The following is a 15,030-nucleotide window of genomic DNA, read 5'->3' as shown; positions in this document are numbered from 1 at the left end:
GGCTGCTACCTCGCTTTCTTTGTGGTAACAGTTTTCTGCTGTGTGGTCTTTTTCTGCTGCTTCTGCACTTTCTCGTAACGCTCCCTGACAGATGACTCCACCTTGTCGTAGTGAGTATAAAGCTCGGTTCCTTTCTGGGTTGTCACCACACGATTCTGCTCATCGTAGAGCTTATAATCCTTGGTTGAATCAAGGAAGGTAAGCATTGTCTTTCCACCATGAATCTCCATGATGTTTTCCTTACGGAGCCATACATATCTTGCCTCTTCTCCCCATGTGCCGGGAACTCTGGTCTTAACAGCATGGTCATTTTCTTCGATAATCAGCTTCTTGCTGATTGTCACATCTGACAGGTTCGCATTTTTTGATGCTGCAACTGCCCTCATTCTCTCAGCAAGGTCCTGATAGCCTCTGACACGGTTGATAAATGCATCCTTGTCCATCATGACTGTATGGGTGCCATCCTCATTTTTCTTTCCAAGCACACCGATTGTCTCTAGCTGTTTGATAACACTTTCAGCCTGCTCACCATTGATACTGAAATTCTCCTTGACCTGATCCACACTGATAGCTTTCTTTTCCATTGCAAACATTCCGACCTTTTCGATCAGTCCGTCAATAGCGGTATTAACCCTATCCCCTTCTATCGTGTGGCTTTTCTCGTTTCCCTGCTGTTTCTTCAAAAAATCCATCAGCTTGCCAAGGGATTTTTCATCTCCATTCTTCAGATAATCGTCAAATGTAGCAATCTTACCAAACTTGAGCTTCTGTATCATCATATTCACACGGGGAACTGCCTCTGTATGAAAGATTACCTCACTCAGTCCATCTTTCCTGTTACAGTCTGGAAGTACCGAATACAGGATTCCATACTTCTTTGCCATCTTTTCAACCTTTTTCATATCTTCGGTATTAAACTGCAACACCTGTAAATCGCCACCTTTTAAGATCAGCTTTCTCATGGATGTCTTGCCAAGTGACTTTTCATAATCAAGCATCCCTTTTAAGAAATCTATTGCCTTCTGCATGGCAGCAATGCCGCCGCTTCCTACCTTCATGGCAATCTCAATGCCATCATAAGCTACACGGATGATCTGCACCGCTTCCTGAATCTCTTCTGCCATTATCGCACCTCCACTTTCTCTCTGACTGTTGTTTTAAGCGTTTCTGTCTCTGTAGTACGGATTTCCTCGGCTGATACATCAATACCATAAGCAGTCAAAATATCTGCCAGATGATTGATTGCTTTCTCCTCCTCGATACGATACATTTCAAGTGCCACAAGCAGGTTTTCCACCTGTTCCACCCATGCAGGCTTCATATCATATTTAGACCTGTATGTGACCATAATCTCGTCCGACTCAGCCTTATCCGCTGAATGTGCCAAAGCTTCAATAAGAGAAATCGTGTCTTCCTTGCTGCCGCTTCTGAATGCGAACTGGACAACAAAGTTTTTCTCTTCCTCTGTAAACTGATGCTCCACACCATTCATCTCTGTTACTGCTTCATTTACTACTGCTAAATTCATAAGTTCCTCCTAATCTGCCATGCTGTTTTCAAGCACAGCAATCTCAATGATTTCCTTCATCTTTTCCGCTGAAATGTTGTTGTTTATAAGCTCTACAAGCTGTGACTCAGTAAGTCCCTTTTCTATTGCACTCTTAATCTGCACAAGCTGCGCCGGAACAAGGTCTCCCGATGCAACCAGCTTTACAATGTCTGCCCTTGACTTTTTCTTAAATGACAGTCTTGCAAAAAGGCTTGCCACTCCTCTGTTACTGCTCTTTCTCACACTTCGCTCAATCGGAAGTCTCTGCACCACATTTCCAGTACCATCAACTACCGGAATCTGATAATAGACCGGAATCCCGTTTGCCACAGCCTGCATATTCTGAGGAACTGCAACTGTATCAACCATCTTTTTATCTGCCTGTGATACGGACTGGCTTTCCTGCGGCTCTGCCTTACTTTCTGCCTCGTTCTTATTCTCTGTGGCAACACTTATGATCTTATCTTCCAATGACTCTATTCTGTCTCCCATACGCTTCATCTCCTTATCCTTTTTCTCAATATCATCCCTGAGTCTTGCAATCGTACTGCTTGCCTTATTCAGTTCATTCTGCTGACTGTTGATAAGAGCATCCTTATCCTGGTTCTCCTTGACCAGACGCTCCCTGACTTCCTCATCATCTTTGGAAGTTTCTATTTCAGAAAGCTTCTTATTCAGGGCATCATACCTTTCATTCTGATGATTGATCTTTTCAACCACTTCATCCATCTGGGTTACAAGACTTTTCACATACTCTAAATCCTGTGGCACCTGCTCTTTGGCTTTATTAAGCTTATCTAATACGACATCAAACATCCTGCGCATGTTTACTGCTGTATCATCTTTTTGGACTACCTCTCTGATTGCATCAATCGGCACACCTTTTTCATAGTAATCCAATGCTGTCTGCATCTTAGGTGCTGCCATCCTGCTATCTTTCAGCAGCGTTAACAACTCTTCTGATACACCCTTATGCAGACATTTTGATAACACCTTCATCTGCTCAATGTCATAACTTTTGTTAAGATACAGACCAATTTCATCATCAGTCAGTCCATATTCATAATCGCTTTTGACAAGAGCAATAACCTCACTGTCCATATGCTTATTACGAAGAATCTGTATCTTTCTCTCAATCGCCATTTCACTTAATGGCTCTCTTTTTTCTTCCATATATGCCTCCTAACCACTAAAAAAACAGCCTAACGTATCGGCTGTTCTTTTCTGTCTCTTATTGTTTCTTTGTCATACTGCTTCTCTTCTGCCGAAGCTGATACCGTAAGTTCCTTCCATATTGATCTTCCAAGGCTAAGTTCCTTTGATACCGCCCGTTCTGCCTTACAGTCCTGTGCATACTTGCTCTCATATTTCTTTCTAAGACTCTCGACCTCTTCCACACTGTATCCCTGTGCTAAAAGTTCAGTGTTAAGCCTTTCCCATGCATTGTGCTCATCTTCAAAGAAGGTATCCCCACTCTGATAACACGATTCCGCATCATCAAGCTCCCGGATCTGTTCAGCCTTGTCAAAAATATCTTTGAATCTTTCCTTAGCCTTATAGGTCTTACTCTTTTCCTTTGATGCTTCTTTCTTCTTATCCGTCAGATTATCAAGTACCGAAACAAGTTCTTCCGCACTCTCAATCTTATGCCTTACCAGAAATAGATACTGCTCCTGCAGCTTATGCATCTTTCGGATATCATCCCTATACTTCCATACCTGACTGTATGGCTTCTTTTTCAGCTTTCCAATCCGGTAAAGCTTTGCATAATATCTTTTCTGCAAGCCTGACATCTTCGCCCTGCGGTATCTTTTGACATAGCACTTTACTATCGCTGCCTGCTTTTCCTCATTCTGTGACTGGTAAAAAGATAAATCTTCCTTAGCAATACGCTCCACAATAGCTTCCTGTGAATAATTCTCGCCAAGAGTCTTACATCTTCTGAATCTTGTCATCCCCTGTGGTCTGACTGCCAGATACTTTCCCTGCTTGACCTCATATCCTTTTTCCGACAGCAGCTCCAGAAATCCACTGAAATCATTTGCCTGTAAAATGCAGGCATCAAGATCTCTTTTTATCATATCTGCCCACACAAAGCTGCCTTCACGATATTCGCTCCAATCCTTATAATTCTCGTGCTGTTTCTCTTTGCTGCCATCCTCCACATCTATAATGGAAAGACCATACTCCTGACACAGCTTATTGGTAATCGGCTGGATATACTTTGCCCAGTCACCTTTCTCGTAGCGATACTTTTTCCCATCCACAAAGCTTACACTGTTAAATACAATGTGTGAATGAACATGGTCTGTATTATCATGAACCACAAATACTGCTTCATAGGCATCGCCAAGATATTCTGCTACAAACTTCTGTGTTATCTCAAAAGCCCTGTCTGGTTCCACCTCATCCTCTTTGAAAGAAAGAATGATATGATACCCCTGTCGCTTGTCTGTTTTTCCAAACTGCTTCTTTGTATCCATCATCTGTTCAAAAGCCATATCTGCCTGGCAGTTTATGGCTCCCACAAGTCTTCCTCCCTGCGTTTTCTCAGGATTCATTACATAATCCAGTGCCCGCTTTAAATGCCTTGCATGAAAAGAATTCCCGCTGTCCTTCATGTGAAGTATCTTACTGATTGCCAATCTTTACCACCGCCTCGCTGACAGATTGATTCAGCTTTTTCATATATGCCACAAGCTGTTCCTTATCTTTCTTGGAATACATCTGAGCATTACTGTTAAATACAATCTGATTGATGTTAATGCCGATTCGGTTTATCTCATTGATAAGCTCTTTAAGAAGTTTCCTTACTTCCGGATAATCATTTGGTTTCTGACTGATTAGAAGCCTGATATATTCGGCTTCATTCATTCCATTTGCCTTTGCCTTATCAGAAAGTACCTTCGCTTCCTGTGGCATAAGTCTTAGTGTTTTCCTTATACAATGAACTTTATCAGCCATAGAATCACCTTCCTCTCTTACCCGTACTGTATTCTCTTACTCCTTCTGCTACTGTTACAGCAACTTTTTCCAGTTCTTTATTACCCAGCTGGGCAATAACCCTGTCTGCAAGCTCTGTAGCAACTTCTATAAGTTCCTTACCATAACTGGTTTTATCAAACAATCTGTCCAGTCTCTTTTCATCTGCTTTCAGACTTTCATACTTGCTCTGATACTCGTTATAATCGTTAAAATCCTTTGGATCACTCCTGTGTGCTTCCGCATCAAGTATCAGTTCATAGTTCCATTCACAGACAATATCTATAACATCATCTATCGGGTATGGTTCAATTTCACCATTCTCCTCAGCTACATCCTGCCTGTACATCTTCCCATCTGAATCTATGCCAATGGCATAATCATGTCCTTCCATATAGTTAAGCAGAATTGCAGCATCTTCTATCGAAGGGTTTAGTAAGATATCAAATGTGTCTGCCCAGGCAATAAGTTCCTCTGGTTCTGCGATTATTGTAAGTTCTTTATCCATTGCTTTCCTGCACCTCCCTTATCCGTGTTTTGTATATCTCTTCCACCCACACGCCTGTCTGAATCTCTTAGGTTTACGGCTAGATACGCATTAGAGACATCTCTGTCCTAATGCCATCTAGTTAGGGAGAAAATCTCCCTAAAACCCTCTGTTTATGAAAGTGGGGGCGCTTTTTGCCCCCACTTTGCTACTTTGGGGGCGCTTTCTGCCCCCATTTTGTTATTTTGGGGGCGCTTTCTGCCCCCACTTTTATTTTTACTTCAGTCCGGTGAAGTGGTAAACTAATTTTGGACACAGAGGGGTCAATTTCTAGACATAAATGAGTTATAATTCAAACAAGGAATTCTCATATTTAGTCTTAATTGATTTCGTATTTAACAGGAGGGTTACCATGAAATACACTTTAGAACAACGGTTGGACATTGGGCGCCGTATTTATGAAGGCGAACTAACAAGATTTCAAGCAGCTGAGGAGTATGGTATCAATGACAATACGGCTCGCAATTATATGTGGCTATATCGAGATACCAACCATCTTCCACCTAAAAATGTCGGAAGGAAAAGAACAACGTATGTTTCCAAAACTCCACAAACAATCGAAGCAAAACAACCTGATTTTGAATCATATGAAGCTATGACAAAGGAAGAATTAATTCAAGCGCTTATCCAGGCACGTATCACAGAGGCACGATTAAAAAAAGGTTACGAAGTGAAGGGGGATGGTTCGGTAATTCATTACAGCAGCAAGAATATCAAGTGATTTTGGAACTCTCAGGAAAGTTTCCGGTCAATCTTCTTTGTGATGCTATGGGCATCAATAGAAGCAGCTTCTATTATTGGAAGAAGATGCTCAGCAATCCAGCTCCAAGAACAAGGGCATTGATTGAAAATATCCAGTTATTCCAGGAATACCATTTAAAATATCCATCTCATGGATACAGATGGTTAAATGCTAAAATTCGTCTGGATAAAGGAATAGAGATGTCTGCTCCTTATGCACATAAATGTTGCAAGTCTGCTGGTATAAAGAGTAAAGCTAAACATTATAAATACAAGAAACCTGGTGCTCCGTTTAAGATTTTTCCAAATCTTCTTATGTCAGAGATTCAGATTGATGGTCCACTTCAATGTATTGTAAGTGATATGACTGCATTTTGGGTAAAAGGTATCTATTATGAACTTACCTTATATATGGATCTTTGGAATAATGAAATCCTAAGTCATTCTCTATCATCAAAACGTGGTGATCGAATGACTTATATAAGTGGTCTGGAAAATCTCCTTGAAATAAAGAAGCAGCATCCAGAATACCAAATGATTCTTCATTCAGATCAAGGATCCGTCTATGCTTCAAAGGCATACAATGATCTTCTTCCTATGTATGTGGTAAGATCCATGTCCAGAGCTGGAACACCTACTGATAATAGTGCGATGGAATCTATCAACGGATGGATCAAAGCAGAATTATTTATGGATTTTCATGTCACAGGTGAACGACCAGTTTACGAAGAAGTGAATGAATATATAAAATTTTTCAATGAGGAGCGCCCTGCTTATGCGCTCAGTTATCTTACACCGAAACAATACCGTGAGAAATATGCAGTATAATCTGTTCATGAGTTCATACCGTCGGTGAAAGCCGACCAGCGTTTTCGGGAGCGATGTCAAGGATGGCGTACGGCTTGTACAACCTTACGCTGTAACTGAATAATTTTTATAATTTTGTGTCCAAAATATGTTGACTAGTGCACCGGATTTTGTCGTGTCCAAATTGCGGGGGCACTTTTTGCCCCCACTTTGACATTTTGGGGGCGCTTTCTGCCCCCACTTTGCTGTTTTGGGGGCGCTTTCTGCCCCCACACATCAAAATCCGGTTTCTCATGCCCTGACTGGTTCATCTGCTCGCTTATTCATCCTGTTCAGATTAAGCTTTGCCGCTACAAGCCACTCGTTGTAATCCTTATATCCGGCAGGTGGCGGACAGTCTTCTACCTCATATCCAAGCTCATAATACTTTCTCATAAGTTCAGCTGCTGCTTTTCTCCCCGGCTCATCTCCATCAAGGCAGAACCGGATGGAAGTAATCTGCGGATGTTCCCGAAGAAATGTCTCAAGTGGTGCATCTGCAAGCATACCAAGTGCCAGCTTATTTGATTCATAATCCGCGAAGATATCGACATAACTCATAAGGTCGATTGCTGCCTCAAATACTACAAGCTCTGTACTGTTAACATTTACCACATTAAATCCATAGTTCTTATCATTTCCTGTGACATCACACTTGAATGGCTTGCCCTGCTTATCAAACACTCCCCGCATACTTGCAAATCTTGTCACTCCATTTTTATCATTTCCTTTGAAAACAACATTGTGGTAATGCCTGCTCTCATAAATCAGTCCATCTTTTAAAAACAGATCTATGACAGTCCTGCTGATTCCTCTCTCCTGATTCAAATATGAAATAAGATAGGAATTATCTCCTGCCAGTTCCGGTAGGACAAATGGCTTTCTCTCCTCTGCCTGCTTCTGCGATACCTGATGAACAAGAGGCTGCTTTACAGGCTTCTCGATCCTTCTGTATCCTGCGAAATCTAAAAGCCAGAACACAGCCTCTTTTACACTCATTCCACAAAATACCCGTAAGAAATCTATCTGTGAGCCGCCATTGTTGCCTTTGTCAAACTGCCTTGACCATCTGTACCAATGGCTTCTGTTATAGATACGGATGGAATCCATCTCCTTTAAAGTGTGGTATTTGCCAATCCTCTTTACTGTATACCCAAGGCTTTCAGCTACTGCACACAGGTCAACACTCTTTGCTATGGCAAGCTCTTCATCCGTAAATCTTCCATCCATGCTTTCACCTTGCCTTTCCCTGCTCTGCTACAAGCGGTGACTTGATATCAAGTGTCCGGTAATCTGTGCTTAGTGTAATCTTAGGATTATCAATCATGCCTTTTTCCCTGAAACTGAAAAATTCACGATTGTCTCCACCGACTATGATATGGTCAATGAGCGGTATTCCCATCAGTTCACACAGCTTGTTCATGCGGTCTGTCATCATCGTGTCTGCCTTGCTTGGGAATACATTCCCGGATGGATGACAATGGATTAACATCATGCTTGCCGCATTGCTTAGGATACTTGATTTAAACAGCTCTCTCGGATGTGCCATTGCCTCATTTAAAGAACCAACACTTGCAAAATGCACATTGATAGGTTTTAAATCTGACCTTAGATTGACCACACACACTACTTCCCTGTCAAACTGGCACATACAGTCTCCCATGACAGCAGCTATATCCGCCGGATTGTTAAAGGTGTGCTCCGAATAAATCGGAGCATCCTTTACAAGTCTTACCGAAACCACATCAAGCTTGAAGTCATTCTTCTTTGGCATCAGACACCGCCTCCTCTCCAGACTCGACACGGATAACAAAGTCACCTTTCTGGCTGTTTATGAGAGCAATGAGTTCTTCCATTGTAAGTTCCTGCTCCATAACTGCCTCCTATCTGGACTTTTCCTTCGCATCATATACAAGGGGAGGTTCTGCAACGATACCATCAAGTCTCTTGTTCGGTGTATCAGTTGCAAGGGTGAGTTTTCTTAAATCCTTATCATAGTGATATACCTGATTGGAAAGTCTCTCGTCCAAAGACACCTCCTGCATATTTACCTCGACTACCATCTGTGCAAGCATCTCAGGGCTTCCCATATCTGAAGATACTGCAATAACCTCATGCACGCTCGAAGGGAGAATATAAAGGTCACTCTCTAAACTCTCTGCCAGCTCATGAAGCCCATTCTCATAAAGCATGGATGCTGCACCATTGATACCCTTTTCATTGGAAATCACCCACATCGTCTGCTCCGGTGGAATCTCAGCTATCATCATCTCTGCGATCTCCTGTGGCATCCCATCCCTTGCGAACATTTCTTTCATAATGTCATTCATGCTACGAACGACAGGTGGGAAGAGTCTTCTTGTGTTTTCCGCTGCACACTTAAAGAGCTGTTCCTCGCTCATTCCAAGTCTTTTTGCAAATTCATTTGTAATTTTTGAACTCTGCACCGCATCCTTATCTGCACTGATTATTACCTTATACACAATAGAAAGATCCTGGAACTCCCTGTGCGGCACCTGTTCCAAAAATGTCTTATTCTGCTCTGTATTGATGAGCTGGAATACAATCTTCTCGTTAGCATCCTTCATAATGCTGTCCACATCAACAACCGGAACCTGCTCATATGCCCTTTCCATAAAGTCACATGCAGCCATAAGTGTTTCCTCAAGATCACCACAGTCCTGATACTTCTTATACATGTCATTGATATAAATCGTAGGCGAAATGTTCCTGCCTTCTTCTCTTAAGATGATGCCATCAAGAGTCACATTCACCTTTTCCACGGGTTCTACCACAAGCTCCATTCCTTTGAACTTCTCAGGCATATAATCCATAAACTTTTCTTTTACTACTTCCTTAAAAATCTCGTAATTCATCATATTACGGTTCCTCCTTAATCTAAAAAAGCGGGGAACATAAGTTACTGGCTTACATTCCCCGCAAGGTTAATTTTTACTGTTTATTCTTTTTCTTTCTTCCACGAAGTCCGACTCCGACACCAGTAATAAGTGCAAGTGCACCGATTCCAAGATAAAGAAGCGGATTTGCATTGTCACCTGTCTGTGGAAGCTTAGGCTCTGTCGGTACATTGACAAGCTTAAGTGTTGTTACAACAACTTCCGGTGCATTGTCATCATATCGAAGAGTTACATCGTGAGCTGTTTCATCAAGGATATATCCATCAGCTGCTTTTGTCTCAACTACTGTATAATGGATATCTTCCTTAAATGAACCATCCTCATTGTAAGTACAGATAGGAAGCTCCTTGCTCTCTGCATGACCATTCTTGTCAGTAGTGAGTGTATCAAGCACCTTTCCGTCCTTATCCCTTACTTCAAATACAACACCCTCGATCGGCTTTCCGGTTACTTTGTCAGTTTTCTCAATGACAATCTTACCGACTGCCTGCTCATCCTTCATGGATACCTTCTGGATTTCTGCTGTCTCCTTTACTTCAAAGGTTACATCACTTGCCACCTTATATCCATATGGTGCAGCTTCCTCTCTGAGTGTGTACTTTCCAACAGGAAGTCTCTCAATCATATGAGTCTTTCCTGCCTCTGATGTCCAGCTCTCAACAAGCTTTCCATCAGAATCAATAACTGAAAGCTTTGCTCCAGGTAATTCTTTCTCGCCTGTGATATCAGTCTTTGAAATTTCTACCTTGATCGGCGCATTTTCAAATGATGCCTCAAACTCGATAACCTTTACCTTATCTCCCTGATATGAAGCATCCACATCAAAAATCTTATCAGACTTCACATAGCCCTTTGGTGCCTCAATCTCTTTGACATAATACTGTCCAAGCGGAAGGTCAGAGGTAAATGTTACTTTGCCATCCTTTCCAGTAACACCTCTCTCAATCTGTGTATCTGCTTTGACAATGACTTTTCCATCTTTATTTACGATATCCTCTTTCGCAAATAAGCCGAATACTGCACCTTCAAGAGCATTCTTCGTCTCTGAATCAGTCTTTGTGACAGTAATCTGCACCTTCTGTCTCTCATTGGTTACATCCATTCCCGCAAATACAACCTTTGTATTCTGGTCGATATAAGAAAGGTCTGCATCAATCGGTGTATCATCAAGTACAAATCCATCTAATGTCTTTGTCTCTACAAGATAATACTTGCCAAGAGGAAGGTCATCAATTCTGGCAATGCCCTTATCGTTTGTTACGATAGTTGCTACCTTTTCCCCAGCTTTATGGTAAATGCTTCCAAGTCCGTCTGCACTCACGATATCCTCTTTTGCATATACATCAAAGGTTACTCCTGCAAGACTGTCCTTGAAGTAATTGAAAATGAAATCATACCAGTGTCCCTTCATAAGAGTGGTATCTGTTACAAACTCGCCATCCTTGTTGATCACGATAGAACCAGTCGGAACCTCATCCTTCATTTCTACATGCTGCACATCTCCTGTATCCTCTACAGTAAACTGAATATCGGTTGCTTTCAGATATCCGTATGGAGCAAACTCCTCACAAAGTGTGTAAGTCTCTCCTACGACAAGTTTCTTGATCACATGTGCTTCCTTGGCATCAGATGTCCAAGTGTCTACCACATTTCCATCCTTATCAAGTACAGTAAGTGTTGCACCTGTAAGCTCTGCACCACTTGTGATATCTGTCTTTGTAAACTCAAAGGTTGTAGGAGTGTTTTTATACTCGCTGTTATATACAGCAGTCTTAACATCCTGTCCCTGATATTTTGTATCAAAGTTTACTGCTTCCTCATTTGTCACATATCCGGCTGGCTTTACAAGCTCCCTTGCAACATATTTTGCAAATGGATAATCCTTAACAAAAGCAATCTTTCCATTCTCATCAGATGTTGCCTTCTCAAGAAGTGTGCCTTTCTCGATAATAACTCTGCCATCAACATTCCTTATATCCTCATCTGCATAAAGACCAAATACTGCACCTGCAATCGGTGTGTTATCTTCTGCATCAAGCTTAGTCACTGACATATCAAGCTTCTGTCTGTCATCTGAGAAAGTAAGGCTTTCCTTGATAACAGGTGTCTTATCATCCACATATGTGAATGTCACTTTCTGCTCATTCGGATTTAATACATATCCGTATGGAGCTTCCACTTCCACAACTCTGTACTGTCCAAGAGGAAGATTCTTAGCTGTTGCCTTTCCATCCTTACCTGTTGTAAGAGTTGTCACAAGGTCTCCCTTGCTGTAATACTTAATGCGGTTTCCGTCTGCATCCTTCTGGTTGTCTGCTGTGTAAATATCCTCGGCAGCATAAACTTTGAATTTTGCTCCGGCAAGTGAGCCTTCCTTATAAACAAACTCTTTCTCATATGAGCTTGCAAGAAGTCCACCCTTGAATCCGTCAAGTACCTCTCCCTTCTTTTCTACAGTCAGCTCTCCGACTGCAGGGGCATCGGAATATTCCACTGTGATGATGGCATCATTTGTATCACCATCTGTCTCAAATGCTGTATCAGTATCAACAGAAATGTTGACATACTTATCATTTACAACATATCCAAATGGTGCAGACACTTCCTCAATGCGGTAGTTACCGATTTTAAGTGCTTCCGGTAAGATTAAATCTCCGTCCTCATCAGTAAAGAATGAAGTATGCTCTACCTTTGACGGATAGGTTGTGTACTGCTTTACATATTCGTTCTTATCAATATTAAAGATCTTAAACTCTGCGTTTGGTACAAGTACTGTCTGCTTTGTATCGGAATCCTTCTTGATTACACGAAGCTTTGCTGTAAACTCTCTGTCCAAGAAAACTCTCCATGTCTGAGGCTCTGTTGGATGATTCTCCTTTATCTTTACCTCAAATGGCTTGATTGTCTTCATGTTATGCGGAGTCTTTGATTCAACTACCACATAAGTTCCATAAGGAATTGCAATGGAAACTGCATGTCCCTTATCATCGGATGTGATTGTTGTTGCTCCGTTTTCCCCGATTACTACCGGAGTTGCCTTGTCAAAGTCATAACTTCCATCTGCCTTTACAGATAAAGATGATTTCAAATACGCTGTAAACTCTGCACCTGCAAGCAGTCCTGCTTCAGTATCATCGCCATTGTCAGATACCTTGATAAGCTGGAATGGCTGCTTGATGACCTGCTCTGCTGAGGTTGTGCTTCTTGATACCTCTGCTACAAGGTCTCCCTCATAGTCGCATACTACATCGTGCTCCTCTTCGTCTAAGAGATACCCCTCTGATGGAGTGATTTCTTTCACATAATAGTTTCCAAGGTAAAGGTTATTGACCTCTGCCTCGCCATTCTTATCTGTTGTAAGTGTTGCTACAAGGTCTCCTGCCTTGAATACGACTCCTGTTGCTCCGTCCGGATGCACGATATCATTTCTCGCATAAAGACCATAAACTGCACCTTCAAGGCTTGCATCTCCCTGGGCTACTGCCTTGCCTGATTCCTTGTCTACCTTGTAGATATGAATCTTTGCTGTGGTTCTGTCATTTACAAATGTGTGACTGAATGATGCCTTTGCCTGTGTTTCAGGTAATACATTGAAATTGAAGCTGTAAACATCTTTACTGTTTCTGATATACGCATATGGTGCCTGTGTCTCTTGGATATAATATCCGTTAGAGATTGGCAGATCCACGCTGTAGCTTGCCTTTCCGTCCTCACCTGTAGTTACTGTCTCAAGAGCTGTACCCTTTGTGACAATAACCTGTCCGGCATAGTTTTTGATGTCATTTCCGGCATAAAGTGTGTACTTGCCACCATCAAGAGGGTTCTCTGTGTCAGAGTCCTTCTTTACGACAGATACATCCGCTTTCTGTCTTGTATTCTCAATCGTAGTTGATTCATACTGTACTGTCACAGTCTGATCCTTATACTCAACTGCTACTGTCTGAGGTGTGGTATTGATTGTATACCCGTCAATGCTCTTAATCTCAGTTACCACATAAGTTCCAAGATGAAGGTCAGATAATACCACCTGTCCGTCAGTTCCTGTTGTAAGGCTTTCTGCCACAACATCGCCAGCACTATACACCTTTGTACCATCTGCCTTATAGATATCTGCTCCGGCAGTTACCTTAAAGGTTGCTCCGGAAAGCTTCTTTTTCTCATAAGTGAAATTGCTTCCATTCCATGAGCTAAGCACCTCACCCTCTTTATAGATTGTGATTGCTCCAAGCTGCTCTTTATCTGTTGCAGAGATTCCCGTTGTCTGTCCTGCTTTTACAGTAAGTGTATGAACTGTACCGGAAAGGACATATCCCTTTGGTGCGGTAATCTCTTTTACATAATAAGTGCCTGCGACAAGTGCAGCTGACTTTGCATATCCGTTTCCATCTGTTGTCATGGTCTGTACTCTGTTTGTGCATCCGCTGTCAGAATAGATTCCATAGACTGCACCGGAAAGCTTCACTCCGCTTGCCTCATCTGTCTTTGTAAGCTCACCATATCCGATATTCTCTGTCTTGACCTTGATATATGCTTTGACAGGATCTGCTGTCGGTCTTTCAGAAATAAACTCCTGATATCCGCTCTTTCCTGTAAGCCAGAATACACAGCTTGATGTTGTCTCAACCTTGCCAGCATTGGATGTGAATGTTCCAGTTGTAGCTGTGGTATTCACGCTCGTTGAAGAGATTGTAATACTGTTGCCATTCTTATCAACAGAATATCCACTGATGCCAAAATCAAAGTCTGATAAGACACCATTGCTGTCAGATAATGTTGTTTCAAATCTCTGACTTCCCTCATTCCACTTCAACTCATAAGTTGGTGCCTCACTGGTTCTGCGTGATGCAAAACTTGGAAGCGTTGCATTGTAGGAGCTGCTGATATTGTCCCTGAGTCTCTCATAATAGCTGTATGAAGAATCAGGACTTGGTGCTGTGTTACAGAGCTTTCTTGCTGCCGAATCACCACTTCCGGTTCCAAAGATATCTGCTACAATAACCCATACCATTGCCTGAGTTGCGATATACTCATCGCACTGACTGTTGCTTGGTGCCGCCTTTTGTGTACTGTTAAATCCATAATAAAGGCAGTAACTTAAAAGCTTTCTCTGCTGTGCTGACATTGATGTGCTCGCATCATCGTAGCTGTTCATAAGCTGACCGCCATCTGCTCTTAATCCGAAATTCATACAATATGCAGAATTTCCGTCAAGAATTGAATACAGAATCTTGCCATGATTATATCCGGGCTTCAGCTCACTTACTTCTCCGGAATTTTTGACTGACGCATTCCAGAACGCAATATTTGCCTGCGGACTGGCTGCAAATGCTGTTGTTCCATTCGTAAAGAGTGTTCCAACCAGTGTGAGCATAGCCATAAATCCTGCCATAAAACGCTTTAGTTTCTGTTTCATGTGCTCTTTCCTCCTTAATTTACGCATAAAAAAA

The 15,030-nt window shown here is 42.0% G+C and carries 12 protein-coding genes; 2 read left to right on the top strand and 10 right to left on the bottom strand.

All coding sequences use genetic code 11. From position 1 onward, the window contains the following. Positions 1 to 5: 5 nt before the first annotated feature. From NQ488_03805 to NQ488_03780, 6 genes are read right to left on the bottom strand one after another with little or no spacing between them, the layout of a single operon-like run. On the bottom strand, positions 6 to 1,124 hold the full coding sequence (locus NQ488_03805) for a PcfB family protein (protein UWN96447.1): 1,119 nt from the start codon (positions 1,122 to 1,124) through the stop codon (positions 6 to 8). Then, entirely contained in the window at positions 1,124 to 1,528 is a 405-nt protein-coding gene (locus NQ488_03800) for a hypothetical protein (protein ID UWN96446.1), read from the bottom strand. Before NQ488_03800 ends, NQ488_03805 begins: the two co-directional genes overlap by 1 nt. Positions 1,529 to 1,537: 9 nt before the next feature. Further along, entirely contained in the window at positions 1,538 to 2,722 is a 1,185-nt protein-coding gene (locus NQ488_03795) for a hypothetical protein (protein UWN96445.1), read from the bottom strand. Between the two features lie 29 nt (positions 2,723 to 2,751). Next, positions 2,752 to 4,170, bottom strand: coding sequence for a relaxase/mobilization nuclease domain-containing protein (locus NQ488_03790; protein UWN97095.1), 1,419 nt, complete (start codon positions 4,168 to 4,170; stop codon positions 2,752 to 2,754). A 10-nt stretch (positions 4,171 to 4,180) separates the two neighbouring features. Next, complete coding sequence (locus NQ488_03785) at positions 4,181 to 4,513, bottom strand: MobC family plasmid mobilization relaxosome protein (GenBank protein UWN96444.1); 333 nt, start codon at positions 4,511 to 4,513, stop codon at positions 4,181 to 4,183. Positions 4,514 to 4,517: 4 nt separating this feature from the next. After that, positions 4,518 to 5,039, bottom strand: a complete 522-nt coding sequence (locus NQ488_03780) for a multidrug transporter (protein ID UWN96443.1) — start codon at positions 5,037 to 5,039, stop codon at positions 4,518 to 4,520. A 391-nt stretch (positions 5,040 to 5,430) separates the two neighbouring features. Between NQ488_03780 and NQ488_03775 the strand changes: the two genes are divergently transcribed. After that, on the top strand, positions 5,431 to 5,799 hold the full coding sequence (locus NQ488_03775; protein UWN96442.1) for a hypothetical protein: 369 nt from the start codon (positions 5,431 to 5,433) through the stop codon (positions 5,797 to 5,799). Beyond that, a complete protein-coding gene (locus tag NQ488_03770; protein ID UWN96441.1) occupies positions 5,796 to 6,647 on the top strand; it encodes an IS3 family transposase in 852 nt (283 codons plus the stop codon). Before NQ488_03775 ends, NQ488_03770 begins: the two co-directional genes overlap by 4 nt. Positions 6,648 to 6,917: 270 nt before the next feature. On the opposite strand, the gene NQ488_03765 is transcribed toward NQ488_03770, so the two are convergent. From NQ488_03765 to NQ488_03750, 4 genes are all read right to left on the bottom strand, one after another. Beyond that, positions 6,918 to 7,895 carry a DUF3991 and toprim domain-containing protein gene (locus NQ488_03765; GenBank protein UWN96440.1) on the bottom strand — a complete coding sequence of 326 codons (978 nt, stop codon included), beginning with the start codon at positions 7,893 to 7,895 and terminating at the stop codon, positions 6,918 to 6,920. Between the two features lie 4 nt (positions 7,896 to 7,899). After that, on the bottom strand, positions 7,900 to 8,439 hold the full coding sequence (locus NQ488_03760) for a JAB domain-containing protein (GenBank protein ID UWN96439.1): 540 nt from the start codon (positions 8,437 to 8,439) through the stop codon (positions 7,900 to 7,902). Positions 8,440 to 8,548: 109 nt separating this feature from the next. Then, complete coding sequence (locus NQ488_03755) at positions 8,549 to 9,544, bottom strand: DUF5688 family protein (GenBank protein UWN96438.1); 996 nt, start codon at positions 9,542 to 9,544, stop codon at positions 8,549 to 8,551. A gap of 73 nt (positions 9,545 to 9,617) precedes the next feature. After that, positions 9,618 to 14,996 carry a SpaA isopeptide-forming pilin-related protein gene (locus NQ488_03750; protein ID UWN96437.1) on the bottom strand — a complete coding sequence of 1,793 codons (5,379 nt, stop codon included), beginning with the start codon at positions 14,994 to 14,996 and terminating at the stop codon, positions 9,618 to 9,620. Positions 14,997 to 15,030: the final 34 nt, after the last annotated feature.

The sequence above is a fragment of the [Bacteroides] pectinophilus genome (assembly GCA_025146925.1).
In the GTDB taxonomy this organism is placed as follows: Bacteria; Bacillota; Clostridia; order Lachnospirales; family Lachnospiraceae; genus Bacteroides_F; species Bacteroides_F pectinophilus.
The sequence above is the reverse complement of the archived record's forward strand: the minus strand, read 5'-3'. Positions and strand labels throughout refer to the sequence as shown.